The 24,983-nt window shown below is 57.6% G+C and carries 20 protein-coding genes; 15 read left to right on the forward strand and 5 right to left on the reverse strand.

Translation table 11 applies throughout. The annotated features are described in order from the left end of the window. Nucleotides 1-17: 17 nt before the first annotated feature. From ACOCLD_RS09345 to ACOCLD_RS09365, 5 genes are all read right to left on the reverse strand, one after another. Nucleotides 18-944 carry a GGDEF domain-containing protein gene (locus tag ACOCLD_RS09345; RefSeq protein ID WP_422911683.1) on the reverse strand — a complete coding sequence of 309 codons (927 nt, stop codon included), beginning with the start codon at nucleotides 942-944 and terminating at the stop codon, nucleotides 18-20. A 216-nt stretch (nucleotides 945-1,160) separates the two neighbouring features. Next, a complete protein-coding gene (locus tag ACOCLD_RS09350; protein ID WP_233684225.1) occupies nucleotides 1,161-1,901 on the reverse strand; it encodes a YciK family oxidoreductase in 741 nt (246 codons plus the stop codon). Between the two features lie 55 nt (nucleotides 1,902-1,956). Then, the gene (mupP, locus tag ACOCLD_RS09355) at nucleotides 1,957-2,628 is read right to left on the reverse strand and encodes an N-acetylmuramic acid 6-phosphate phosphatase MupP (RefSeq protein ID WP_422911782.1); all 672 of its coding nucleotides are present in this window, start codon (nucleotides 2,626-2,628) and stop codon (nucleotides 1,957-1,959) included. 266 nt (nucleotides 2,629-2,894) lie between these two features. Further along, nucleotides 2,895-3,593: a bifunctional 2-polyprenyl-6-hydroxyphenol methylase/3-demethylubiquinol 3-O-methyltransferase UbiG gene (gene ubiG / locus ACOCLD_RS09360; protein ID WP_233684226.1), complete on the reverse strand. Its 699-nt coding sequence runs from the start codon at nucleotides 3,591-3,593 to the stop codon at nucleotides 2,895-2,897. Nucleotides 3,594-3,731: 138 nt separating this feature from the next. After that, on the reverse strand, nucleotides 3,732-5,051 hold the full coding sequence (locus ACOCLD_RS09365) for a TRZ/ATZ family hydrolase (RefSeq protein WP_422911684.1): 1,320 nt from the start codon (nucleotides 5,049-5,051) through the stop codon (nucleotides 3,732-3,734). A 135-nt stretch (nucleotides 5,052-5,186) separates the two neighbouring features. Here ACOCLD_RS09365 and mtnA point away from each other — a divergent pair, with 135 nt between their 5' ends. From mtnA to ACOCLD_RS09440, 15 genes are all read left to right on the forward strand, one after another. Continuing rightward, on the forward strand, nucleotides 5,187-6,263 hold the full coding sequence (gene mtnA / locus ACOCLD_RS09370; protein ID WP_422911685.1) for an S-methyl-5-thioribose-1-phosphate isomerase: 1,077 nt from the start codon (nucleotides 5,187-5,189) through the stop codon (nucleotides 6,261-6,263). A 244-nt stretch (nucleotides 6,264-6,507) separates the two neighbouring features. Then, nucleotides 6,508-9,279, forward strand: a complete 2,772-nt coding sequence (gene gyrA / locus ACOCLD_RS09375; protein WP_422911686.1) for a DNA gyrase subunit A — start codon at nucleotides 6,508-6,510, stop codon at nucleotides 9,277-9,279. A gap of 92 nt (nucleotides 9,280-9,371) precedes the next feature. Further along, on the forward strand, nucleotides 9,372-10,457 hold the full coding sequence (gene serC / locus ACOCLD_RS09380; RefSeq protein ID WP_233684230.1) for a 3-phosphoserine/phosphohydroxythreonine transaminase: 1,086 nt from the start codon (nucleotides 9,372-9,374) through the stop codon (nucleotides 10,455-10,457). Between the two features lies 1 nt (nucleotide 10,458). Then, the gene (gene pheA / locus ACOCLD_RS09385; protein ID WP_233684231.1) at nucleotides 10,459-11,553 is read left to right on the forward strand and encodes a prephenate dehydratase; all 1,095 of its coding nucleotides are present in this window, start codon (nucleotides 10,459-10,461) and stop codon (nucleotides 11,551-11,553) included. Nucleotides 11,554-11,644: 91 nt separating this feature from the next. Then, nucleotides 11,645-12,751 (forward strand): histidinol-phosphate transaminase, encoded by a 1,107-nt coding sequence (hisC, locus tag ACOCLD_RS09390; protein WP_422911687.1) that lies wholly within the window; start codon nucleotides 11,645-11,647, stop codon nucleotides 12,749-12,751. Beyond that, nucleotides 12,748-15,003, forward strand: a complete 2,256-nt coding sequence (locus tag ACOCLD_RS09395) for a bifunctional prephenate dehydrogenase/3-phosphoshikimate 1-carboxyvinyltransferase (protein WP_422911688.1) — start codon at nucleotides 12,748-12,750, stop codon at nucleotides 15,001-15,003. Before hisC ends, ACOCLD_RS09395 begins: the two co-directional genes overlap by 4 nt. Beyond that, nucleotides 15,000-15,686 (forward strand): (d)CMP kinase, encoded by a 687-nt coding sequence (gene cmk / locus ACOCLD_RS09400; RefSeq protein ID WP_305593735.1) that lies wholly within the window; start codon nucleotides 15,000-15,002, stop codon nucleotides 15,684-15,686. Before ACOCLD_RS09395 ends, cmk begins: the two co-directional genes overlap by 4 nt. Before the next feature lie 151 nt (nucleotides 15,687-15,837). After that, nucleotides 15,838-17,523 (forward strand): 30S ribosomal protein S1, encoded by a 1,686-nt coding sequence (rpsA, locus tag ACOCLD_RS09405; RefSeq protein WP_233684234.1) that lies wholly within the window; start codon nucleotides 15,838-15,840, stop codon nucleotides 17,521-17,523. Between the two features lie 229 nt (nucleotides 17,524-17,752). Beyond that, a complete protein-coding gene (ihfB, locus tag ACOCLD_RS09410; RefSeq protein ID WP_090387490.1) occupies nucleotides 17,753-18,037 on the forward strand; it encodes an integration host factor subunit beta in 285 nt (94 codons plus the stop codon). An 827-nt stretch (nucleotides 18,038-18,864) separates the two neighbouring features. Beyond that, the gene (locus ACOCLD_RS09415) at nucleotides 18,865-19,119 is read left to right on the forward strand and encodes an MBL fold metallo-hydrolase RNA specificity domain-containing protein (protein WP_422911783.1); all 255 of its coding nucleotides are present in this window, start codon (nucleotides 18,865-18,867) and stop codon (nucleotides 19,117-19,119) included. Between the two features lie 102 nt (nucleotides 19,120-19,221). After that, nucleotides 19,222-20,310 (forward strand): LPS O-antigen chain length determinant protein WzzB, encoded by a 1,089-nt coding sequence (locus tag ACOCLD_RS09420; RefSeq protein ID WP_422911689.1) that lies wholly within the window; start codon nucleotides 19,222-19,224, stop codon nucleotides 20,308-20,310. Nucleotides 20,311-20,412: 102 nt separating this feature from the next. Further along, a complete protein-coding gene (gene wbpA, locus ACOCLD_RS09425; RefSeq protein ID WP_422911690.1) occupies nucleotides 20,413-21,726 on the forward strand; it encodes a UDP-N-acetyl-D-glucosamine 6-dehydrogenase in 1,314 nt (437 codons plus the stop codon). A 78-nt stretch (nucleotides 21,727-21,804) separates the two neighbouring features. Further along, complete coding sequence (locus tag ACOCLD_RS09430; protein ID WP_422911691.1) at nucleotides 21,805-22,755, forward strand: Gfo/Idh/MocA family protein; 951 nt, start codon at nucleotides 21,805-21,807, stop codon at nucleotides 22,753-22,755. Nucleotides 22,756-22,766: 11 nt separating this feature from the next. Continuing rightward, nucleotides 22,767-23,879, forward strand: a complete 1,113-nt coding sequence (locus tag ACOCLD_RS09435) for a formyltransferase family protein (RefSeq protein ID WP_422911692.1) — start codon at nucleotides 22,767-22,769, stop codon at nucleotides 23,877-23,879. Further along, nucleotides 23,876-24,973 carry a DegT/DnrJ/EryC1/StrS family aminotransferase gene (locus ACOCLD_RS09440; RefSeq protein WP_422911693.1) on the forward strand — a complete coding sequence of 366 codons (1,098 nt, stop codon included), beginning with the start codon at nucleotides 23,876-23,878 and terminating at the stop codon, nucleotides 24,971-24,973. Before ACOCLD_RS09435 ends, ACOCLD_RS09440 begins: the two co-directional genes overlap by 4 nt. The last annotated feature ends 10 nt before the right edge of the window (nucleotides 24,974-24,983 follow it).

Genomic DNA, 24,983 nt, shown 5'->3' on the forward strand with positions numbered 1-24,983 from the left:
TGCTGGTTGCGCTGGCGTTAGCCGGCCATCGACAGGCGGTTGCGGCCTTCACGTTTGGACACGTACAGCGCGTTATCGGCGCGGCGCAGCAGGCTGTCCATAGATTCACCTGGCAGCAAGCAGGCACAGCCAAGGCTGACCGACAGTTCAATGGCGCGGTTTTCCACCAGGTACTGAATGCCCAGTACGGCCAGACGCAGGCGCTCGCCGACCATAGAGGCGGCTTCGCGGTTGGTGTTGGAGAGCAGCACCATAAATTCTTCGCCGCCGTAGCGGAACACCATGTCGACATTGCGCAGGCTGTCTTTCAGGGCGCTGGCTACAGCCTTGAGGGCCTGGTCGCCGACGATGTGACCGTGGGTGTCGTTGATCCGTTTGAAGTGGTCGATGTCGACCATCAGTACCGAAAGCGGCTGCAGATTGCGCCGGGCAATGTCCACCTCGCGTTTGAGGGTCTGCTCCATGGCAATGCGGTTGCCGGTTTCGGTCAATGGGTCGCGCAGGGCTGTCTGCAGGGCGGCGCGGTAGAGCAGGGCGTTGCGCAGCGGGAACAGCAGGCTGGCGAGCAGTGATTCGAGCTGGCCGAGCTCGTCTTCACTGAAGCGCTGGTTGCGCCGGAAGGTCAGCTCGCCGAGGAATTCGCCATCGTGGTTCAGGCGGTAGCCAGCGGAATGGCTGGCACGCTCGCCCAGCTCCAGGCGCAGGTCGCAGGAGGCCAGCTGATAGCTGAGGGCGCTGAGCGGCACCAGGCGCTGCACTTCGTTGTAGAACAGCTCCAGGATGCGTTCGGCTTCCAGCGAGGTCTGCAAGCGCAGGCTCAATTGCTGGCGCAGCTGCGCCAGGCTGACTGGCTTCAGGTTTTTCTGCAGGCGACTGGCATAGCCAAGACGTTGCAGTTTGGCTGCGTCGAAATCAATGGTGTTGGACTGGTTGTGCGGGGCCATGAAGCTTTACCTCTAGCGCTATACGCGGCGATAGCGAGGCTTCAGCGAAATCCATGCCAGTTTTTGAAATGACTTAAAAGTGCTTTTATTTCAGGTGCTTGGAGTTGTTGTGGGGCGCGGGGCGGCAAGCTTTTGCCGGTTAACTGGCGGTGCTGCTGGCAATCTGATGCCAACTGACTCAGCCGCCGCCGGAAAACCGGCGGCGGCTATTCAGGCTTATTGGGCGTCAAATGCCTGACCATTCACCCCGGTGCTGTCCGGCCCCATGAGGTACAGATACACCGGCATGATGGCTTCCGGCAGTGGGTTGTTGGCCGGGTTTTCCCCTGGGTAGGCCTGGGCGCGCATGTCGGTACGGGTCGCGCCCGGGTTGACGCTGTTGGCGCGCACGTTGCTGATGCCGTCGATTTCATCAGCCAAGACCTGCATCAGGCCTTCGGTGGCGAACTTCGAGACGGCATAGGCGCCCCAGTAGGCGCGGCCTTTGCGGCCGACGCTGCTGGAGGTGAACACCACCGAGGCATCCGTCGAGAGCTTGAGCAGCGGTAGCAGGGTGCTGGTGAGCATAAACATGGCGTTGACGTTGACCTGCATGACACGCATGAAATTGTCGCCAGACAGCTGTTCCAGCGGTGTGCGTGGGCCAATGATCGAGGCGTTATGCAGCAGGCCGTCGAGTTTGCCGAATTCAGCCTCAATCATTGCCGCCAGTTCGTCGTACTGGTGCGGCAGGGCGGTTTCCAGGTTGAACGGAATGACTGCGGCCTGTGGGTGACCAGCGGCTTCGATGGCGTCGTAAACGCGGCTGAGGTTGTCCTCGGTCTTGCCCAGCAGCAGCACGGTTGCACCGTGAGCGGCGAAGGTCTTGGCGGCGGTTGCGCCAATGCCACGGCCGGCACCGGTTACCAGAATCACGCGGCCCTTGAGCAGGTCAGGGCGGGCGGAATAGTTATGCATGGGTACAACCTCATTCATTCAAAAGCGTATGGCGTTGGCGCGCGGCAGGCGATTCTCAGCAGCTGCACAGGGCTCGTTCGAGTAGGGCGCGCAGTTCCAGTGGGTGATCCACCACGGCATCAGCACCCCAGTTGCGTGGGTTGTCCTGCGGGTGGATATAGCCGTAGGTGACGGCTGCGGTCTTGCAGCCGGCGGCGCGGCCCGCAGCGATGTCACGTTCGTCATCGCCGACGAACAGGGTGGCGGCGGGTTCCACACCCATCTTCGTGCAGGCTAGCAGGATCATCTCCGGATCGGGCTTGCTGCGGCTGACGTGATCCGGGCAGACCAGTACAGCCGAGCGCTGCGCCATACCGAGTTGCTGCATGATCGGTTCGGCGTAGCGCACTGGCTTGTTGGTGGCTACGCCCCAGATCAGCTTGGCTTGTTCGATGTCGCTCAGCAGCTCTTGCATGCCGTCAAACGGCCGGGTTAGCACTGCGCAGTGATCCTGATAACGTTCAAGAAACTCCAGGCGCAGCGCCTCGAATCCTTCAGTCTCGGGGTCCATGGCGAAGTTGGCTGCAACCATGGCGCGTGCGCCACCGGAGACCTGATCACGGATCAGCTTGTCGGCAATCGGCGGCAGGCCGCGCTCGGCGCGCATGGCCTGGCTGATGGCGATAAAGTCCGGCGCACTGTCGAGCAGGGTACCGTCCATATCGAAAAGAACTGCGCGCAGGCGCATTGGGCGTGTCATTGGTTATTTCCCTTGCAGCGCCGGAGTATGTTTTGGCGCGAGGCCAGGCACGAGCCGTGAAGTTTGGTTATTCCAAATGAGCGGCGAGAAACGCAGCATCGCGTCAAAACAGACCCGGCCCGACGGGTTGCGCCAGAAAATCGGCCATGCGTTGTTGCTGTCCTTGGCAATGGAGCAACCATTGCCTGCGGCCAACGCCTAGTCTGGCCGGTTTTCTGGCAGCAACGCTGCAGGGAAATAACGGATGGCACGCCCTACGCCTCCTTGAGGGTCTGAATCATGTAATTGACGTCCACGTCGGCTTCCAGCTTGTAGCGTTTGCTCAGCGGGTTGTAGGTCAGGCCGATGATGTCCTTGACCTGCAGGCCGGCGTCGCGGCTCCAGGCGCCCAGCTCTGAGGGGCGAATGAATTTCTTGAAATCATGGGTGCCGCGCGGCAGCAGGCGCATCAGGTATTCGGCACCGATGATGGCGAACAGGTAAGCCTTGGGGTTGCGGTTGATGGTCGAGAAAAACACCTGACCGCCGGGTTTGACCATCTTGTAGCAGGCGCGGATGACCGAGGATGGATCGGGTACGTGTTCGAGCATTTCCAGGCAGGTGACCACATCGAACTGGCCGGGCATTTCCTCGGCCAGGGCTTCGGCGGTGATCTGCCGGTACTCAACGCTGACACCCGACTCCAGCTGGTGCAGTTGGGCTACCGCCAGCGGCGCTTCACCCATGTCGATGCCGGTAACGCTGGCGCCGCGCTGGGCCATGGATTCGCTGAGGATGCCGCCGCCGCAGCCGACGTCGAGCACCTTTTTGCCGGCCAGACCGACACGCTCGTCGATCCAGTTGACGCGCAACGGGTTGATGTCATGCAGCGGCTTGAATTCGCTTTCGCGGTCCCACCAGCGATGGGCGAGGGCTTCGAATTTGGCGATTTCGGCGTGGTCGACGTTGCTCATATAAATCCCTGAATCAGGCTGCGGCGAGAATGGGAGCGCAAGGTGCTCATGTTGCCAGTTTCGCCGGGTGGATTGGACGCCTGTTATGCGGCCAATGTATGTCAGTTTGTCGCAGTGCTCACATTTCTGGGTTTACCGCTATTTGCCGGCAATTTTTGCCCCCCAGGCCTGGGCATTGGCGATGATTCGTTGCTCGTCCAGGCGGGTCAGCTGGCCGCCGTCGAGCAGCTGTTTGCCGCCCACCCAGAGGTGCTCGACGCAAGCGCGGCCGCCGGCATAGATCAGCTGTGAGACCGGGTCATAGACCGGTTGCTGGGCCAAGCCGGAGAGGTTGAATACGGCGATATCCGCCGCCTTGCCCAACTCCAGTGAGCCGATCTGCTCGTCCAGGCCCAGGGCGCGGGCGCCATTGAGGGTAGCCATGCGCAGTGCGCGGTGGGCATCCAGGGCAGTGGCCGAGCCGGCGACGGCTTTGGCCAGCAGGGCGGCGGTGCGGGTTTCGCCAAGCAGGTCGAGGTCGTTGTTGCTCGCTGCGCCATCGGTGCCAACGGCCACGTTGATGCCGGCCTGCCAGAGCTTTTCCACCGGGCAGAAGCCGCTGGCCAGCTTGAGGTTGGATTCCGGGCAGTGGATCACGCTGCTGTTGCTGGCGACCAGCAGGGCCAGGTCATCGTCATCGATCTGGGTCATGTGCACGGCCTGAAAGCGCGGGCCGAGCAGGTCGAGGCGCGCCAGGCGGGCTAGCGGCCGCTCGCCGCGTTGTTCCAGGCTCTGCTGCACTTCGAAGGCGGTTTCGTGCACGTGCATATGAATGCCGGCGTCCAGCTCCTCGGCGAGCACTCGGATGTTCTCCAGCTTGTCGTCGCTCACGGTGTAGGGCGCATGCGGGCCAAACGCCACGCTCAGGCGCGGGTGGTGTTTGAGGTCGTTGAACAGCGCCAGACCCTTGCGCAGGGCTTCGTCGGCGTCGCGGGCGCCAGGAATCGGGAAATCCAGCACCGGAATGGTGATCTGTGCGCGGATGCCGCTGCTGTGCACCAGCCGGCTGGCGGTTTCCGGGAAGAAGTACATGTCGGAGAAGCAGGTGATACCGCCCTTGAGCTGCTCGGCGATGGCCAGCTCGGTGCCATCCTCAACGAACTGCTCGTTGACCCACTTGGCCTCGGCCGGCCAGATGTGCTTTTCCAGCCAGGTCATCAGGGGTAGGTCATCGGCCAGGCCGCGGAACAGGGTCATGGCTGCATGCCCGTGGGCATTCACCAGGCCTGGTGTGAGCAGTCGACCCGGTAGCTCGAGCACTTGCAAAGCGTTGTGTTTGAGGGCTTCGGCGCGTGGGGCAATCAGGGCGATACGTCCGTCACGAATACCCAGGCCATGTTCCAGCAGGACCACGCCAGCAGGTTCGACCGGGACCAGCCAGGTGGGCAGGAGCAGCAGGTCGAGAGGGGCTTGGGGCATGGTGGCGCTTCCGGCAGACAGAAAGTGGCGAGTTTATAGGGGAACGCCCTAGGCTTGAAGCTGCATGGCCTGATCTAACCCGATAGCTGGCGCGCTGTGCGTATAATGGTCGGCTTTTTCCGGCGGAGGTGTGTGATGCGCGAGCAATTGCTAGCGGCAGAGAGGGTGAAGGCCATTGACTGGCGTGATGGCGCTCTGCACCTGCTCGACCAGCGCGCGCTGCCCTTTGCGCAAACCTGGCTCAGCTACCACTCGGTCGCTGATGTCGCCGAGGCTATCCGCAGCATGGTAGTGCGTGGCGCGCCGGCCATTGGTATCGCTGCCGCCTATGCCGTGGTGCTGGGCTTGCGCGCCCGGTTGCAGGCCGGGGGCGACTGGCGCGCTGCTTTGCAGGCGGACTTTGACCTGCTGGCAGCGTCGCGGCCGACGGCGGTCAATCTGTTCTGGGCGCTCAATCGCATGCGTGAGCGGTTGGATCGGCTCAAGGACGGTGATGACCTGCTTGCTCAGCTCGAAGCCGAAGCCATCGGTATTCACCAGAGTGACCGCGAGGCCAACCTGACCATGGCCCAGCTTGGCGCCGAGCTGATTCGCAAACACCAGGGCAATGCACAGAACCTGCTGACCCACTGCAATGCCGGGGCGCTTGCCACCGGTGGCTTCGGCACCGCCCTCGGGGTGATTCGCGCGGTTTTCCATGACGGCTTGCTGGAGCGGGTGTATGCCGATGAAACCCGCCCATGGCTGCAGGGTTCGCGCTTGACTGCTTGGGAGCTGGCAGAAGATGGCATCCCGGTGACGGTGAATGCCGACTCGGCCGCCGCGCACCTGATGAAAACCCGTGGCATCACCTGGGTCATTGTTGGTGCTGATCGAATTGCGGCCAACGGCGACGTAGCCAACAAGATCGGTACCTACCAGTTGGCCGTGAATGCCATGCACCACGGTGTGCGCTTTATGGTGGTGGCCCCGAGTTCGACCATCGACATGGCCATGGAGCACGGTGATGACATCATCCTCGAAGAGCGGGCCGCCAGTGAGTTACTGGAGTTGGGTGGGGCGCCGATTGCTCGCGGCGTAGAAGCGCTCAATCCGGTATTCGACGTAACCCCGGCTGACCTGATCGACTTTATCGTCACTGAAAAGGGCGTAGTCGACCGTCCGGATGCGGAAAAGATGGCGCAATTGATGTGCCGCAAGCGCTTGCATTGAGTTTTTCTGCCTACTGGCGCACCTAGTCGGGGCGCCGGTGCTGGGGATAGGTGCGCCGCAGTGATTGTGGTAAGCTCCGGCGGTTTTCAGGAGTGCCCATTGTGGGCCTCTTACCTGCGCAGATACATGGCATAACTTATTGATTTGTCGTGAGTCGCTGTAAGCCTTGGGGCGCAGCGACAGGCTCCACCCCGTTCAGGACGAATGGCGTGGAGTTTCACCAGAAAAAGGAACCAGGCTACTCATGGGCGAACTGGCCAAAGAAATCCTCCCGGTCAATATTGAAGACGAACTCAAGCAGTCCTACCTCGATTACGCGATGAGCGTAATTGTCGGTCGCGCGCTGCCGGATGCGCGTGATGGCTTGAAGCCCGTGCACCGCCGCGTGCTGTTCGCCATGAGCGAGCTGGGCAATGACTGGAACAAGGCATACAAGAAGTCCGCCCGTGTGGTCGGTGACGTCATCGGTAAGTACCACCCGCACGGTGATACGGCGGTGTACGACACCATCGTACGGATGGCACAGCCATTCTCCCTGCGTTACCTGCTGGTCGACGGCCAGGGCAACTTCGGTTCGGTGGACGGCGATAACGCCGCCGCCATGCGTTATACCGAAGTGCGCATGACCAAGCTGGCCCATGAGCTGCTGGCTGACCTGCACAAAGAAACCGTGGATTGGGTGCCGAACTACGACGGCACCGAGATGATCCCGGCGGTCATGCCGACCAAGATCCCCAACCTGCTGGTCAACGGTTCCAGCGGTATCGCCGTGGGTATGGCCACCAACATCCCGCCGCACAACCTCACGGAAGTGATCAACGGCTGCCTGGCGTTGATCGATAACGGCGACCTGACGGTCGATGAGCTGATGCAGTTCATCCCGGGTCCGGACTTCCCGACGGCAGGCATCATCAATGGCCGTGCCGGCATTATCGAGGCTTACCGCACTGGTCGTGGGCGCATTTACATGCGTGCCCGTGCTGAGATTGAAGACATCGATAAGGCCGGCGGTCGCCAGCAGATCGTTGTCACCGAGCTGCCGTACCAGCTGAACAAGGCACGATTGATCGAGAAGATCGCCGAGCTGGTGAAAGAGAAGAAGCTCGAAGGCATCACCGAGCTGCGCGATGAGTCCGACAAGGACGGTATGCGCGTGGTGATCGAGCTGCGCCGTGGTGAAGTGCCGGAAGTGGTGCTCAACAACCTCTACGCCCAGACCCAGATGCAGAGTGTGTTCGGCATCAACGTGGTGGCGCTGATCGACGGTCAGCCGAAAGTCCTTAACCTCAAGGATATGCTCGAAGCCTTTATCCTGCACCGCCGTGAAGTGGTTACCCGCCGCACGGTGTTCGAGCTGCGCAAAGCCCGCGAGCGCGGTCATATCCTTGAAGGCCAGGCCGTTGCCCTGTCCAACATCGACCCGGTAATCGCCCTGATCAAGGCCTCGCCGACCCCGGCTGAAGCCAAGCAGGCGCTGATCTCGACTGCCTGGGAATCCACGGCCGTTGAGGCGATGGTCGAGCGTGCCGGTGCCGACTCCTGCCGCCCGGAAGATCTGGAGCCGCAATACGGCCTGCGTGACGGCAAATACTACCTGTCGCCGGATCAGGCCCAGGCCATCCTCGAGCTGCGTCTGCATCGTCTGACCGGTCTTGAGCATGAAAAACTGCTGGCCGAGTACCAGGAAATCCTCACCCAGATCGGCGAGCTGATCCGCATCCTCACCAGCGCCGTGCGCCTGATGGAAGTGATCCGCGAAGAGTTGGAAGCGGTCAAGGCCGAGTTCGGCGATGCCCGTCGCACGGAAATCGTGGCGTCGCGTATGGACCTGACCATGGCCGACCTGATCACCGAAGAGGAGCGGGTTGTGACCATCTCCCACGGTGGCTATGCCAAGAGCCAGCCGCTGCACGCCTACCAGGCGCAGCGTCGTGGTGGTCGCGGCAAGTCTGCTACTGGGGTCAAGGACGAGGACTACATCGAACACCTGCTGGTGGCCAACAGCCACGCCACCCTGTTGCTGTTCTCCAGCAAGGGCAAGGTGTACTGGCTGAAAACTTACGAAATTCCCGAAGCCTCGCGCGCGGCCCGTGGTCGTCCGCTGGTCAACCTGTTGCCACTGGACGAAGGCGAGCGCATCACCGCGATGCTCCAGGTCGACCTGGAAGCCCTGCAACAGAACGCTGGCGACGAAGAGCTGGATGACGGTGAAGGCGTAGTGCTGGAAGGCGAAGTGATCGAGGCCGAAGTGGCCGACGACAGCGACGCTGATGTGGCCGATGACGAGCAGGACGAGCCGACTGGTGCCTACATCTTTATGGCGACCGCCTTCGGTACCGTGAAGAAGACCCCGCTGGTGCAGTTCAGCCGTCCGCGTACCAGCGGCCTGATCGCCCTGAAGCTGGAAGAGGGCGACACCCTGATCGCGGCTGCCATCACCGATGGTGCCCGTGAAGTGATGATGTTCTCCGATGGTGGCAAGGTCATCCGCTTCAAGGAAAAACACGTACGCACCATGGGCCGTACCGCTCGCGGTGTGCGCGGCATGCGTCTGCCGGAAGGGCAGAGCATCATCTCCATGCTGATTCCGGAGCGTGACGCGCAGATTCTCACGGCGTCCGAGCGCGGCTATGGCAAACGCACGGCGATGGCCGAGTTCCCGCGTCGCGGGCGTGGCGGCCAGGGCGTAATCGCCATGGTCAGCAACGAGCGCAACGGCAAACTGGTCGGCGCGGTGCAGGTGTTGGATGGTGAGGAAATCATGCTGATTTCCGACCAGGGTACCCTGGTGCGTACCCGCGTCAGCGAAGTCTCCAGCCTGGGCCGTAACACCCAGGGCGTGACCCTGATCAAGCTGGCCAAGGATGAAACCCTGGTCGGCCTTGAGCGTGTGCAGGAGCCTTCGGCGGACGACGAAGAACTGCTGGAAGGCGAAGAGGGTGTTGAGGGCGCAGTCGAGGATGCAGGCGATGCACCCGAGGCTGCTGCTGACGAAAGCCCGATCAGCGAAGAGTGATTGTCGGGGCGAGTGCGCTCGCCCCTGACAGCGTAGGATTTGGCGGCTGGCAGTAGTAGCTGGCCACCCAGCATTTTTGAGCGAGAGTGGATGTGAGCAAGCGAGCCTTTAACTTCTGCGCCGGCCCGGCCGCGCTTCCTGAAGCTGTTCTGCAACGCGCCCAGGCGGAGCTCCTCGATTGGCAAGGCAAAGGCCTGTCGGTCATGGAGATGAGCCACCGCAGCGATGAGTACACCGCCATCGCGGAAAAGGCCGAACAGGATCTGCGTGATCTGATGGACATTCCATCGGACTACAAGGTGCTGTTCCTGCAGGGCGGGGCCAGCCAGCAGTTCGCCGAAATCCCGCTTAACCTGCTGCCCGAAGACGGCGTCGCCGATTACATCGACACCGGTATCTGGTCGAAGAAAAGCATCGAAGAAGCCAGTCGCTACGGCCGTATCAATGTCGCCGCCAGTGCCAAGGCCTATGACTACTTCGCCATTCCTGGGCAGAACGAGTGGCAGCTGTCGAAAGACGCAGCCTACCTGCATTACGCCAGCAACGAAACCATCGGCGGCCTGCAGTTCGACTGGATTCCTGAAGTCGGTGACGTGCCGCTGGTGGCGGACATGTCTTCCGACATCCTCTCGCGCCCCATCGACGTGTCGAAGTTCGGCCTGATCTACGCCGGCGCGCAGAAGAACATCGGCCCCAGCGGCCTGGTGGTGACCATCGTTCGTGAAGACCTGCTCGGCCGTGCCCGTAGCGTCTGCCCGACCATGCTCAATTACAAGATCGCCGCCGATAACGGCTCGATGTACAACACTCCGGCGACCTTCTCCTGGTACCTCTCTGGCCTGGTGTTCGAGTGGCTGAAAGAGCAGGGCGGGGTGGCCGCCATGGAGCGTCAGAACCGCGCCAAGAAAGACCTGTTGTACAAGGCTATCGACACCAGCGACTTCTACAGCAACCCGATTGCTCATAACGCCCGTTCGTGGATGAACGTGCCGTTCCGTCTGGCCGACGAGAAACTCGACAAGGCCTTCCTGGCCGGTGCTGACGCCCGTGGCCTGCTCAACCTCAAGGGCCATCGTTCGGTTGGCGGCATGCGCGCCTCGATCTATAACGCTGTGGGCCTGGATGCGGTCGAAGCGCTGGTGGCCTATATGGCCGAGTTCGAGAAGGAGCACGGCTGACATGTCGGAACAGGAACTGCAGGCCCTGCGCCTGCGCATCGACAACCTCGATGAACGCATCCTTGAGTTGATCAGCGACCGTGCCCGCTGCGCCGAGGAAGTGGCGCGGGTGAAGATGAAGGAACTCAAGGAAGGCGAGTCCCCGGTGTTCTATCGCCCTGAACGTGAAGCCCAGGTGCTCAAGCGCATCATGGAGCGCAACCAGGGGCCGCTGGGCAATGAGGAAATGGCGCGGCTGTTCCGTGAGATCATGTCTTCCTGTCTGGCCCTGGAAAATCCGCTCAAGGTCGCTTACCTCGGCCCTGAGGGCACCTTTACCCAGGCTGCGGCGATGAAGCATTTCGGTCACGCAGTGATCAGCCAGCCGATGGCGGCCATCGACGAAGTGTTCCGTGAAGTGGCTGCCGGTGCGGTGAACTTTGGCGTGGTGCCGGTGGAAAATTCCACCGAGGGCGCGGTCAACCACACCCTCGACAGCTTCCTCGAACATGACATGGTCATCTGTGGCGAGGTCGAGCTGCGCATTCACCACCACCTGCTGGTGGGTGAAACCACCAAGACCGACAAGATCACCCGTATCTACTCCCACGCTCAGTCCCTGGCGCAGTGCCGCAAGTGGCTGGACGCGCATTACCCGAATGTCGAGCGCGTGGCGGTGTCGAGCAACGCCGATGCAGCCAAACGCGTGAAGAGCGAGTGGAATAGTGCGGCCATCGCCGGCGACATGGCGGCTAATCTGTACGGCCTGACCAAGCTGGCGGAAAAGATCGAGGATCGCCCGGACAACTCCACGCGCTTTCTGATCATCGGCAATCAGGAAGTGCCGCCCACCGGCGATGACAAGACCTCGGTGATTATCTCCGTCAGCAACAAGCCGGGTGCGCTGCATGAGCTGCTGGTGCCGTTCCACAACAACGGTATCGACCTGACCCGTATCGAAACCCGCCCGTCGCGCAGCGGCAAGTGGACCTACGTGTTCTTTATCGACTTCGTCGGCCACCACCGCGACCCGCTGATCAAGGACGTGCTGGAAAAAATCAATCAGGAAGCCGTGGCGCTCAAGGTGCTGGGCTCCTACCCCAAAGCGGTACTTTAAAACTGCTGCGGCACGCCTCAGGTCTCAAGCTACACGCGCATCGACGCCGGGCTGTACTTGGGGCTTGCGGCTTTAAGCGTGAGGCATTGCTATGACCGATTTCCTCGCCCTGGCTCAGCCAGGCGTACAGCAGCTGTCGCCCTATGTGCCGGGCAAGCCGGTGGATGAGCTGGCCCGTGAGCTGGACCTGGACCCGGCCAGCATCGTCAAGCTGGCAAGCAACGAGAACCCGCTGGGCCCAAGTCCTCGGGCGCTGGAAGCGATTCGCATGGCGCTTCCCGAGCTGACCCGTTATCCCGATGGCAATGGCTTCGAGCTGAAAAGCCGTCTGGCTGAGCGTTGCGGCGTGCAGATCAATCAGGTCACCCTGGGTAATGGTTCCAACGACATTCTCGATCTGGTGGCGCGCGCCTATCTGGCCCCTGGCCTGAATGCGGTGTTCAGCCAGTACGCCTTTGCCGTTTACCCCATCTCGACCCAGGCCGTAGGTGCCCAAGGCAAAGTGGTGCCGGCCAATGACTACGGTCACGACCTGGAAGCCATGCTGGCGGCTATCGACGCCAACACCCGGGTGGTGTTTGTCGCCAACCCGAACAACCCGACCGGCACCTGGTTCGGCCCCGACGCGCTGGAGCGTTTTCTCGCGCGCGTGCCCAGCAATGTACTGGTGGTGCTGGATGAGGCTTATATCGAATTCGCCGAAGGTGATGAGCTGCCGGATGGCCTCAAGTACTTGGCGCGTTACGACAACCTGCTGGTTTCGCGCACCTTCTCCAAGGCCTATGGCCTGGCGGCGCTGCGCGTCGGTTATGCGCTCAGCTCGGCACAGATCGCCGATGTGCTGAACCGTGTGCGCCAGCCATTCAACGTTAACAGCCTGGCCCTGGCCGCCGCCTGCGCGGCGCTGGATGATACCGATTACCTGGCGCAAAGCCGTCAGCTCAATGATGCTGGCATGGCGCAGCTGGAAGCCGGCCTGCGCGAGCTGGGCCTGAGCTGGATTCCGTCGAAAGGCAACTTTATTGCCGTGGATTTTGGCCGTGATACCGCAGCGATCAATCAGGCGCTGCTGCGTGCCGGGGTGATCGTGCGCCCGGTGGCCGGTTACGGTATGCCGAACTTCTTACGCGTATCGATTGGTTTGCCGGCTGAAAATGCGCGCTTCCTCGAGGCCCTGGCCAAGGTGCTGAGCGCGTGAGTGAGGTCAAGTCTGCTGTCACTCAGGTGCAATCTGTTGCCCCTAAGCTCGGCCGCCTGGTGGTTATTGGCCTGGGTCTGATTGGCGGCTCCTTCGCCAAAGGCTTGCGCGAGCGCGGCCTGTTTCGCGAAGTAATTGGTGTCGATCTGGACCCAGAGTCGCGCCGCCTGGCAGTTGAACTGGGGGTGGTTGATCGTTGTGAGTCCGACTTGGCAGCCGCTTGTCAGGGGGCTGATGTGATCCAGCTGGCGGTGCCTATCCTGGCCATGGAGAAGCTGCTGGCTGAACTGGCCAAGCTTGATCTGGGTGCGGCGGTGCTCACTGACGTGGGCAGCGCCAAAGGCAACGTGGTGCGCGCCACTCGCCTGGCGTTTACCGGCAAAGCGGTGCGCTTCGTGCCTGGGCACCCGATTGCCGGTTCCGAGCAGAGCGGGGTAGAGGCTTCCAATGCGCAGCTGTTCCGCCGCCACAAGGTCATCCTCACGCCCTGCGAGCAGAGCGACGAGCCTGCCCTGGAACTGGTCGACGCGCTGTGGCGTGAGCTGGGTGCGGATGTCGAGCATATGGAGGTCGAGCATCACGACCAGGTACTGGCTGCGACCAGCCATCTGCCGCACTTGCTGGCCTTTACCCTGGTCGACTCACTGGCCAAACGCAGTGAGAACCTGGAGATCTTTCGTTACGCCGCTGGTGGTTTCCGTGACTTCACGCGGATTGCCGGCAGTGATCCGGTCATGTGGCATGACATCTTCCTCGCCAACCGCGAGGCGGTGCTACGCACGCTGGACGTATTTCGCGACGACCTCGACGCCTTGCGCGACGCGGTTGACGCAGGGGATGGGCATCAATTGCTGGGCGTTTTCACTCGCGCCCGCGTGGCCCGTGAGCATTTCGGCAAAATTCTGGCCCGCAGGGCCTATGTGGACGCTATGCACTCGAACGATCTGGTTTTTCTGGCTAACCCTGGCGGCAAACTCTCCGGGCGTATTCGCGTTCCGGGCGACAAGTCCATCTCCCACCGCTCGATCATGCTCGGCTCGCTGGCCGAAGGCACCACGCATGTTGAAGGCTTTCTGGAGGGTGAAGATGCCCTGGCGACCATTCAGGCGTTTCGCGATATGGGTGTGGTCATCGAAGGCCCGCATCACGGCCGTGTTACCGTGCATGGGGTCGGTCTGCATGGTCTGAAGGCGCCCGTGGGTCCCCTGTATATGGGCAACTCCGGTACGTCGATGCGTCTGCTTTCTGGGCTGTTGGCAGCGCAGCCATTCGACACCACGCTGACCGGTGATCCCTCGCTGTCCAAGCGGCCGATGAATCGCGTGGCCAAGCCGCTGCGCGAAATGGGCGCAGTGATCGAAACCGGTCCGGAAGGTCGTCCGCCATTGATGATCAAGGGTGGCCAGCGCCTGACTGGCATGGACTACGAAATGCCCATGGCCAGCGCTCAGGTTAAATCCTGCCTGCTGCTGGCGGGTCTTTACGCCGCAGGTCGTACCTCGGTGACCGAGCCGGCGCCAACCCGTGACCACACTGAGCGTATGTTGCGTGGCTTTGGTTACCCCGTAACGGTGGATGGCAGCACGGCCAGCGTCGAGTCGGGGCACAAACTGACCGCCACGCATATTGAAGTGCCGGCGGATATTTCCTCGGCGGCATTCTTCCTGGTCGCCGGCAGCATTGCCGAAGATTCAGAGCTGGTGCTGGAACACGTCGGCATCAACCCGACCCGCACCGGCGTCATCGACATCCTTAAGCTGATGGGCGGCGACATCACCCTGGAAAACCAGCGTGAAGTGGGCGGTGAAATAGTGGCCGATATCCGCGTGCGCAGCGCCAAGCTGAAAGGCATCGATATTCCGGAAGACCTGGTGCCGCTGGCTATCGACGAATTCCCGGTGCTGTTTGTCGCGGCTTCCGTGGCTGAAGGGCGCACCGTGTTACGTGGCGCCGAAGAGCTGCGGGTCAAGGAGTCCGATCGGATTCAGGTAATGGCCGACGGTCTGATCGCGCTGGGCGTCAAGGCTGAGCCAACGCCGGATGGCATCATTATCGAAGGCGGCAGCATCGGTGGTGGCGAAGTCTGGGCCCATGGCGATCACCGTATTGCTATGTCCTTTAGCGTGGCCTCGCTGCGCGCCACTGCGCCGATCCGTATCCATGATTGCGCCAACGTCGCCACCTCGTTCCCTAATTTTCTTGCCTTGTCGGCTCAGGTCGGCATCCGCGTGGCCGAGGAGGGCAAGGCATGATCGTCGCTCCGGTTATCACCATCGACGGGCCGAGTGGCTCGGGCAAGGGCACTATTGCCGGCTTGCTGGCCAAGCAGCTGGGCTGGAATCTGCTGGATTCGGGGGCGCTGTATCGTTTGCTGGCCTTTGCTGCCGGTAACCACGGCGTCGATCTGACCAACGAAGAAGCGATGAAGCTGCTCGCCGCTCATCTGGATGTGCAATTCATTGCTGCCGGTGATGGCCATGGTCAGCGCATCATTCTTGAAGGTGAAGAGGTCACTGATCTGATCCGCAATGAGCAGGTCGGTGCCGGTGCTTCGCAGGTCGCCTCGCTGTCTGCCGTGCGTGAAGCACTGCTGCAGCGTCAGCAGGCGTTTCAGGAGATGCCGGGCCTGGTCGCCGATGGTCGCGATATGGGTACCGTGGTATTTCCCGATGCGCCGCTGAAGATTTTTCTCACCGCCAGCGCCGAGGAGCGCGCCCGTCGCCGCTACTTGCAGTTGAAGGCCAAGGGCGATGATGTTAATCTCGCGAGTCTTCTTGATGAGATTCAGGCGCGCGATGAGCGCGATACCCAGCGTGCAGTGGCGCCGCTCAAGCCGGCAGTCGATGCGATCCAGTTGGATTCCACTGAACTCTCCATCGAACAAGTGCTTGAACGAATTCTGAGTGAAGTCGCCAATCGCGATCTCGCCGGATGATAAGAGTCACAGCTGCTTAAGCTGACCGGCTCGCAAGGGGGCGTACGGGAGTCCAGTCTCAATCCCGTTTGCCTCTTTTTATATGAACGTACCCACATTGTCTGGAGTGTGGTTTGGGCGGATTCCCTGCCCTGAATCAACAGGAATTAAAATGAGCGAAAGCTTTGCTGAACTGTTTGAAGAAAGCCTAAAAACCCTGAACCTTCAGGCTGGCTCGATCATCACCGCTATCATCGTCGACATCGATTACCAAGCTGGTTGGGTAACCGTTCACGCTGGTTTGAAGTCTGAAGGCCTCATCCCGCTTGAGCAGTTCCACAACGACGCTGGCGAGCTGACCATCAAGGTCGGTGACGAAGTTCACGTTGCCCTGGACGCGGTTGAAGATGGCTTTGGTGAAACCAAGCTGTCCCGCGAAAAAGCCAAACGTGCTGAGTGCTGGATCGTTCTGGAAGCAGCTTTCGCCGCTGAGGAAGTGGTTACGGGCGTTATCAACGGTAAGGTTAAGGGCGGCTTCACTGTCGACGTTAACGGCATCCGTGCGTTCCTCCCAGGTTCCTTGGTCGATGTCCGTCCGGTGCGTGATACCACCCACCTGGAAGGCAAAGAGCTCGAATTCAAAGTCATCAAGCTGGACCAGAAGCGCAACAACGTTGTCGTTTCCCGCCGCAGCGTTCTGGAAGCCGAGAACAGCGCCGAGCGCGAAGCTCTGCTGGAATCCCTGCAGGAAGGTCAGCAAGTCAAAGGTATCGTCAAAAACCTCACCGACTACGGCGCGTTCGTGGATCTGGGTGGCGTCGACGGCCTGCTGCACATCACCGACATGGCTTGGAAGCGCATCAAGCATCCGTCGGAAATCGTCAACGTTGGCGATGAAATCGACGTCAAGATCCTCAAGTACGATCGCGAGCGCAACCGTGTTTCCCTCGGCCTCAAGCAGCTGGGCGAAGATCCATGGGTTGCCATCAAGGCGCGTTACCCGCAGGACACCCGTGTTACTGCGCGCGTAACCAACCTGACCGATTACGGCTGCTTCGCAGAGCTGGAAGAAGGCGTGGAAGGCCTGGTGCACGTATCCGAAATGGATTGGACCAACAAAAACATCCACCCGTCGAAAGTCGTTAACGTCGGCGACGAAGTGGAAGTTATGGTTCTGGATATCGACGAAGAGCGTCGTCGTATCTCCCTGGGTATCAAGCAGTGCAAAACTAACCCGTGGGAAGATTTCTCCGGTCAGTTCAACAAGGGCGACAAAATCTCCGGCACCATCAAGTCGATCACCGATTTCGGTATCTTCATTGGTCTGGATGGCGGCATCGACGGCCTCGTTCACCTGTCCGACATCTCCTGGAACGAAGTAGGCGAAGAAGCTGTACGCCGCTTCAAGAAAGGCGACGAGCTGGAAACCGTTATCCTCTCCGTTGATCCGGAGCGTGAGCGCATTTCCCTCGGCATCAAGCAGCTGGAAGAAGATCCGTTCTCCGACTACGTTGCAGTCAACGACAAAGGCACTATCGTTCGCGGTACTGTGAAAGAAGTTGACGCCAAGGGTGCAATCATCACTCTGGCTGATGGCATCGAAGCGACTCTGAAAGCCTCCGAAATCAGCCGTGACCGCGTTGAAGACGCGCGTAACGTGCTGAAAGAAGGCGAAGAGGTAGAAGCCAAGATCATCAGCGTTGACCGTAAGAGCCGCGTAATCAGCTTGTCGGTCAAGTCGAAAGACGTTGAAGACGAAAAAGAAGCCATCAAAGAAATGCGTAAGCAGGAAGTTGAAACTGCTGGTCCGACCACCATCGGTGATCTGATCCGTGCGCAAATGGAGAATCAGGGCTAATCCCTGCTTCACCTGAAAAAGGGCGACTTCGGTCGCCCTTTTTTGTGTTTGCCATCCATGGCAGCCGCCCCTTCGGGGCTGTTGCTGCGCGACGTCATAAATTGATCCAGGTAATTTCTTATGCCCTGAAAAGCGCTAAGGTGTTGTTTTATAGGCTGTTCAAAATCTGCAAGGCATGCTAAAACCTTCCTATCTAGTGATCTAGCCGCTTGAAAAAGAAGGGAAAACCATGACCAAGTCGGAGTTGATCGAGCGCATCGTTACCCATCAGGGGCAGCTCTCGTCGAAGGATGTTGAGTTGGCGATCAAGACCATGCTGGAGCAGATGTCTCAGGCATTGTCGACAGGCGACCGGATTGAGATTCGTGGTTTTGGCAGCTTCTCGCTGCATTACCGTGCGCCACGCGTTGGGCGTAACCCGAAGACTGGTGACTCGGTTCGGCTAGATGGCAAGTTTGTGCCGCACTTTAAGCCTGGGAAAGAGTTGCGCGACCGGGTGAATGAAGATGAATAACCGGGCCTAAGCTGCTGCCGGAGCGGAACTTTTTTCTTGAAATCGTCATTTCCCTAGCGTTGCTTTTCCGCCTACTGAGACTGGCTTCATCTTTTTATCATGGCATAACGCCGCCCTTCTGGGCTGTCGGATCAGTTGCAGCCTATCTCGTATCAATGTATGCCGTTTGGTCATGGATGTACCTCCCCTGAGTTAATGGATTAGCCGATGGATTTCCCCCGTATCTTTCATCATGGCGCGGCCGGCTCTTGCCATCGACTGCTTATGGATAACGCCAGCAGTTGGTTGGTTGCGGCTTATTCCAGCGGGCAAAAAACTCGGTAGGGGGCAAAGCTGGGGCGGGGCGGTTAGCCATCTACTTTCTCCATGAGTGCATCAACGAGGTGGAAGATATCATCTATCGGAAAAACACCGCGAAGTTGCGTCCCCGTCCCCTTGGGAAAATGACTGCAGGAGTGCAGGAGTGCAGGAGTGCAGGAGTGCAGGAGGTAGGGCGAAGCATGATGCCTGGGGCGAGAGTTAGGGGGGGGCAAAAACAGCCCCAGCTCGACCACCTCTCCATCATCCTCGACTCGCCATTGGCCAGTCCTTTCACTCAGGTTTACCGGGTGCTGGGTTTTTTCTGGGGGGGGGGGGGGGGGGGGCGAAGCCCTGTCGTGGGCCAAAAGAGGGTGCAGTCCTTTAGCGTTTCGTAATTTGATTACTGTCGATGATCATTGCTCGCGCCTAGCCACGGTCAGTCGCCTGGCTCAAGCTGCTCAGCCTGCAACCGTGTCGCTGGTAACGCTATGTGTTCCAGTAGCCGTATCGTCAACTATCTCAAAGCCATGCTTGGGGATGATCGGCCTGGCGTATTGTTTGTGGGTTATCAGGCTAAAGGTGCTGCTGGTCGGCAGATACTGCGGTTTGCACGCAAAGGCGGGTATGTGGAAATGGACGAGAAGTGCTATGCCATACGCGCTCAAGTGCATACCATAGACGGCTATTCGGCTCATTCAGATCAAAAAGGGCTTTTTAGACTTGTTACCGGTATGCGGCCAATGGCAGTCACAAGTGTGGATTGTACACGGGGTGTGCCCTAGGCGAAGGGGTAACTAAAGGTGCACTAATGTTGCGATGTCTTGAGAAGTAAGGACTTAGTGCAGTTATACCTGAATTATTTATAATTTCGAGGTCGTAATTTAATGAGTGACATGCAAACTCCAGGCAACCGCCAAGCTATCGTCCCACGATACGGCGATGAAATTGATCTGCTGGAGCTTTTTTATGGCCTGTGGGCACAAAAGTGGCTTATTATTCTGGTCTCCATATTGTGCGCCATAGGTGCGGCTATATATGCATTTTTTAGTACGCCGGTTTATGAGGCGCGAATTGCTGTACAGCCGCCTGCTCTCAGTGATATTGCCAGTTTCAACCAGGGTCGAATGGGTGATAACGCAAGAGGTAATGGCTTAAAACCATTTTTGGTAAAGGATGTTTATGCGATTTTTGTCAGAAACCTCCAGTCTGATAGATCTCGGCGTGATTTTTTTCGTGAGGTCTATTTGCCGTCTCTGGATGAGGTGCAGAGTTCTAGGTCTCGAGATAGCCTTTATAGGGATTTCAATAACAAGTTGAGTATCAATGTACCTGATAAAAACCAGCCGCAACGGTTTTCAGTTGCTTTCAACTATCATTCGCCCCAATTGGCTTCAGCTTGGGCAAAAGAGTTTATCGATCAGGTGGCTGAGCGGTCACTGACTGAAATGCTTGAAAACGCGGAGCGCGAACTTGCTGTGCAGGCGCGCAATATTGAGCAGCGGATCAAGTCTGAGCGGGTTGGTGCCAAGACTCGACGAGATGATCGAGTTGTTCAATTACAAGAGGCATTGGCGGTTGCAGAGGCAATAGGTTTGGACAATCCTCCTGTGATTACAGGGCGGGTTTCAAATGAAAGTGAGCTTTCCGCATTCATGGACGGCAGTCTAATGTACATGCGTGGAACTAGGGCTCTGCGTGCGGAAATGCAAGTTTTGCTTGAACGGCCATCCGATGATCCTTTTGTTCCAGAACTACGTGAGTTAGAAGCTAAGTATCAGGTGCTCACGAGTGTAAGTATTGATCCCGATAAGGTTGCAGTCTTTCGGCAGGACGGTGATATAGAGGTCCCAGATCAGCCTATTAAGCCTAAAAAAGCACTTGTCTTGGTTTTAGGTATTTTACTAGGTGGGGTGCTGGGTTTTTTTGCCGCGCTTATTCGCCTGGTGCTTGTAAGGCGTGCAGCCAAAGTCTAGTTTTTAGTAGGGCTGAAAGTCTCAGGTGGGTGCGCGCGCTTCATGAGTTTCTGAAAATATATTAAAATTGTGAATTTAAGTTAGATATACCGGAGTTTTTTAATGTCTCAGCAAAAGCAGTCCAGCATTAATAAGTTCAAAGATAAAGAAGCCCTCGTAGGTATCATCGGGCTTGGCTATGTCGGCCTACCCTTGATGTTGCGCTATAACGCTATTGGCTTCCGTGTGCTGGGCATAGACATTGATGAAAGCAAGGTGAGCAAGCTCAACGCTGGTCAGAGCTATATCGAACATATCCCCGCCGAGAAAATCTCGGCTGCCTGCCAAAGTGGCTTCGAAGCCACTACCGATTTCCGCCGTATTAGTGAGTGTGATGCTCTGATTCTCTGCGTGCCGACGCCATTGAATAAATATCGCGAGCCGGATATGAGCTTTGTGATCGACACTACCAATGCACTCAAACCCTATTTGCGTGCTGGTCAGATCGTTTCGCTAGAAAGCACTACCTACCCAGGCACGACAGAAGAAGAGTTGCTGTCGAGGGTCCAGGAAGGTGGCTTGGTTGTCGGCGAGTCGATCTTCCTAGTCTATTCGCCTGAGCGTGAAGATCCGGGTAACCCAAACTTCGAGACCCGTACCATCCCGAAAGTTATAGGCGGTCACACCCCGGCATGTTTGGAAGTGGGTATTGCTCTCTACGAGCAGGCGATCGACCAAGTAGTATCGGTCAGCTCAACTAAAGCGGCTGAAATGACCAAGTTATTGGAAAACATCCATCGCGCCGTCAATATCGGTCTGGTCAACGAGATGAAGATCGTTGCTGACCGCATGGGTATCGATATTTTTGAGGTGGTCGACGCTGCCGCGACCAAGCCGTTTGGCTTCACAGCCTATTACCCTGGCCCAGGTCTAGGTGGCCACTGTATTCCTATCGATCCCTTCTATCTGACCTGGAAAGCCCGCGAGTACGGCCTGCACACGCGTTTTATCGAACTGTCCGGTGAGGTCAACCAAGCCATGCCCGAATATGTGCTGAACAAATTGATGGGTGGCCTGAATAATAGCGGTAAAGCGGTGAAGGGCAGCAAAGTGCTTGTGCTTGGCATTGCCTACAAGAAGAACGTTGACGATATGCGCGAGTCACCTTCAGTAGAAATTATGGAGTTGATCGAGGCCAAGGGTGGCATCGTTGCCTACAGCGACCCCCATGTACCAGTTTTTCCTAAGATGCGCGAGCACCACTTCGAACTGAGCAGCCTGGCCTTGAATGCCGAAAGTCTCGCCAGTTTTGATGCTGTGGTTTTGGCTACCGACCACGATAAGTTCGACTATGAACTGATCAAGCAACACGCCAAGCTGGTTGTTGATAGTCGTGGTAAATATCGGGTTCCGGCTCCCCACATCATAAAAGCCTGATCACGATATTCCCAATAAAATTGTCCGGCAGGTTCTATTAGAAATCTGCCGAGTATTTATGCGACACAAGGAATACCCATGAAAAAATTCGCTCTGATTGGCGCTGCTGGTTACATTGCCCCTCGCCACATGCGTGCCATCAAGGACACTGGCAACGAGTTGGTCTGTGCTTACGACATCAATGACTCAGTCGGTATCATCGACAGCCTGTCGCCGCAGAGCGAGTTTTTTACCGAGTTTGAGCGTTTTTACGACTATGCCTGGAGCCTGAAGCGCGATCCGGCAACTGCACTTGACATCGTTTCGATCTGCTCTCCCAATTACTTGCACCACCCACATATTACCGCCGGCCTGCGTTTGGGCTGCGATGTGATTTGCGAAAAGCCCCTGGTACCAAGCGCTGCAATGCTGGATGACCTGCTACTCACCGAGAGGGAAACCGGCCGACGCCTCTGGAACATTCTGCAGTTGCGTCACCACCAAGCGATCATCGATCTGAAAGAGCAGGTTCAGGCTGGCAATCAGGACCACAAGCACGAAGTCGAGCTGACCTACATCACCAGCCGTGGCAAGTGGTACATGGAAAGCTGGAAGGGCGACCCGCGCAAATCCTTTGGCGTGGCGACCAATATTGGTGTGCACTTCTACGACATGCTGCACTTTATCTTCGGCAAGCTGCAGCGTAACGTCGTGCACTTTGTCAGCGAGTCTAAGGCCGCAGGCTATTTGGAGTATGAGCGTGCACGGGTGCGCTGGTTTCTTTCCATCGATGCCAATGACTTGCCAGAATCGGTTAAAGGCAAGAAGCCGACCTATCGTTCGATTACCTGTGACGGCGCTGAGATCGAATTCTCCGAAGGCTTCGCCGACCTGCACACCGTCAGCTACCAAGCCATTCTGGATGGCAAGGGTTACGGCATTGAGGACGCAAGGCACTGTGTAGAAACCGTGGAGACTATTCGTAGTCTGACACCCTGTCGCGCCCAGGATGGTGAAGGTCACCCCTTTCTTGTGCGCCTGAGAGGTTAATGGGTTTTTATATGGCTCATAAGATTGCTTTATTTGTATATGATTTTCCGCATAGGAAAAGTCATGATTTCATTATTGAGTTGGCTGTTAGGCGCGGTAAAAATTTCTGTGTGATTGCAGCGCCTAGAAAGGAGCTCAATGTTGATCGACGGAAATACTTTGATTGCTCTATTGGAATGGCACCCCCTATTTCAGCAGAAGAGCTTTGTCGTTATTTGGGCGTACCATACTTTTCTGTTGAACATGAGGATTGTTATAAAATAGAAGAGCTTCGAAAATGCTTTGATTTTGAGCTTGGTTTAATTGCAGGTGCACGAATAATTCCTGGCGATGTAATAAAAATATTCCCTAAAGGAATTGTGAATTTTCATCCGGGATTGATTCCTCAGACTTCGGGTCTAGACGCTTTTTACTATTCAGTTATTAAAAATGTTGAGATGGGTGTTACTGTTCATTTAATTGATGAGCGTGTTGATGCTGGGGGCTTAGTTTTTTTTGAGTCTCTGGATGTCGGCCTGACTGATACGCCAGAGATTGTTCAGTTTAATAACTATCAGCTTCAAATAAAAGCTTTGCGCCGCTTGATTGATATTTTAGATTTTGATGAGTTAAAGGTCGTGCCGCTCAATAGGCCATTTAAAAATTCTCCGCTTACATCGGAGCAGAAATTCGATGCGCTGAATGCTTACCCTGCATGGCGTGCTAGACAATATCATATTAGAGAGAGGCAGAAGTTATTTAAAGCTTGTGTGGTTGGTGACTTAAGGAGTGTTCTTGATGTTGTTGAGGTTTGCCCGGAGCTATTGGAGTCGGTGACGCCAGAGGGCTGGACGCCACTAATAATTTCTTCCTTTAACGGTCATATTGATATCGTTGAATATTTGCTCTCCAAGGGGGCGAATGTTAATGCTTGCGGATTTAAAGGTACTACGGTTTTTATGTATGCAAAGTCACAGTTTGTTAATAAGGTGGATGCGCTTCCTCCGCTTTTGAGTTTGCTGATAAGGTTCGGGGCAGATATTGATCGGTGCGACATGCATGGACTCACAGTCCTTGATTATGTGGAGCTCGCTGGTGATAAGCGATTGCTAGAAATTTTGCGAAGTTTGGAGATTCGAAAGTGATCCAGTTTATCGATCTTAAGGCCCAGTACCAAGCTTTGAAGTCATCAATTGACGCACGTATACATGAAGTGCTTGAGCATGGCCAGTACATTATGGGACCGGAAGTTGTTGAGCTCGAGGGTAAACTCGCCGCGTACACAGGCGCTAAGCACTGTATCACTGTCGCCAGCGGTACAGAGGCACTGCTTATCTCGCTGATGGCGCTGGGTATTAAGCCGGGTGACGAGATCATCACAACCCCGTTCACTTTCATTGCTACAGCAGAAGTGATCGCCATTCTCGGAGCTGTGCCAGTTTTTGTCGATATCGAACCCGATACCTGCAATATAAATTCCAGCCTAATCGAGGCTGCGATCACGCCGAAGACCCGAGTGATCATGCCAGTTAGCCTCTATGGTCAGCCGGCCGATATGGACGCAATTAATGCCATTGCTGACAAGCATGGGCTAGTGGTGATCGAAGATGCCGCTCAAAGCTTTGGTGCTGAGTACAAAGGCCGTAAGAGCTGCAACCTGTCTTCTATCGGTTGCACTAGCTTTTTCCCAAGTAAGCCGCTGGGTTGCTATGGCGATGGCGGTGCCATCTTCACCAGCGACGACAACTTGGCCAAGGCTATGCGCGAGATTCGTGTTCACGGTCAAGAGAAGCGTTACGTTCATACTCGCATTGGTGTGGGTGGACGTATGGATACCCTTCAGTGTGCAGTCGTCCTCGCCAAACTTGAGCGTTTTGATTGGGAGGTCGAGCAGCGCCTCAAAATAGGGGCGTGCTACAACGAGTTGCTGGCCGGCAAGGTATCAGTGGTAGCGCAGCGGCCCGACCGAACCAGTGTTTTTGCGCAATACACGGTTTTCGTCGAGAACCGCGAACAGGTGCAGGAAAAGCTGAAAGCGCTGGGTGTCCCGACGGCGGTGCATTATCCAGTGCCGCTCCATCTGCAGCCGGCATACCAAGAAAGTTGTCGGGTGCATGGGGCGGTAGCTGTAGCAGAAGAGAAGGCCACATGCGTGATGAGTCTACCCATGAGCCCGGATCTTACGGAGACTCATATGGGCGAGATTCTGCAGGCGTTGTTCTCGGCAACGGACGTATGAATTTTGCTCG

The organism is Pseudomonas cimarronensis (assembly GCF_049331905.1).
Lineage (GTDB): Bacteria > Pseudomonadota > Gammaproteobacteria > Pseudomonadales > Pseudomonadaceae > Aquipseudomonas.

Bases quoted from the DNA above. Each gene is read 5' to 3' on its own strand.
- pheA (WP_233684231.1), top strand. From the start codon at position 10,459: ATGTCGGAACAGGAACTGCAGGCCCTGCGCCTGCGCATCGACAACCTC.
- ubiG (WP_233684226.1), bottom strand. From the start codon at position 3,593: ATGAGCAACGTCGACCACGCCGAAATCGCCAAATTCGAAGCCCTCGCC.
- ACOCLD_RS09430 (WP_422911691.1), top strand. From the start codon at position 21,805: ATGAAAAAATTCGCTCTGATTGGCGCTGCTGGTTACATTGCCCCTCGC.
- rpsA (WP_233684234.1), top strand. From the start codon at position 15,838: ATGAGCGAAAGCTTTGCTGAACTGTTTGAAGAAAGCCTAAAAACCCTG.
- ACOCLD_RS09415 (WP_422911783.1), top strand. From the start codon at position 18,865: ATGCTTGGGGATGATCGGCCTGGCGTATTGTTTGTGGGTTATCAGGCT.
- cmk (WP_305593735.1), top strand. From the start codon at position 15,000: ATGATCGTCGCTCCGGTTATCACCATCGACGGGCCGAGTGGCTCGGGC.
- ACOCLD_RS09365 (WP_422911684.1), bottom strand. From the start codon at position 5,051: ATGCCCCAAGCCCCTCTCGACCTGCTGCTCCTGCCCACCTGGCTGGTC.
- mtnA (WP_422911685.1), top strand. From the start codon at position 5,187: ATGCGCGAGCAATTGCTAGCGGCAGAGAGGGTGAAGGCCATTGACTGG.
- ACOCLD_RS09435 (WP_422911692.1), top strand. From the start codon at position 22,767: ATGGCTCATAAGATTGCTTTATTTGTATATGATTTTCCGCATAGGAAA.
- ACOCLD_RS09420 (WP_422911689.1), top strand. From the start codon at position 19,222: ATGAGTGACATGCAAACTCCAGGCAACCGCCAAGCTATCGTCCCACGA.
- hisC (WP_422911687.1), top strand. From the start codon at position 11,645: ATGACCGATTTCCTCGCCCTGGCTCAGCCAGGCGTACAGCAGCTGTCG.
- ACOCLD_RS09345 (WP_422911683.1), bottom strand. From the start codon at position 944: ATGGCCCCGCACAACCAGTCCAACACCATTGATTTCGACGCAGCCAAA.
- gyrA (WP_422911686.1), top strand. From the start codon at position 6,508: ATGGGCGAACTGGCCAAAGAAATCCTCCCGGTCAATATTGAAGACGAA.
- wbpA (WP_422911690.1), top strand. From the start codon at position 20,413: ATGTCTCAGCAAAAGCAGTCCAGCATTAATAAGTTCAAAGATAAAGAA.
- ihfB (WP_090387490.1), top strand. From the start codon at position 17,753: ATGACCAAGTCGGAGTTGATCGAGCGCATCGTTACCCATCAGGGGCAG.
- ACOCLD_RS09350 (WP_233684225.1), bottom strand. From the start codon at position 1,901: ATGCATAACTATTCCGCCCGCCCTGACCTGCTCAAGGGCCGCGTGATT.
- mupP (WP_422911782.1), bottom strand. From the start codon at position 2,628: ATGCGCCTGCGCGCAGTTCTTTTCGATATGGACGGTACCCTGCTCGAC.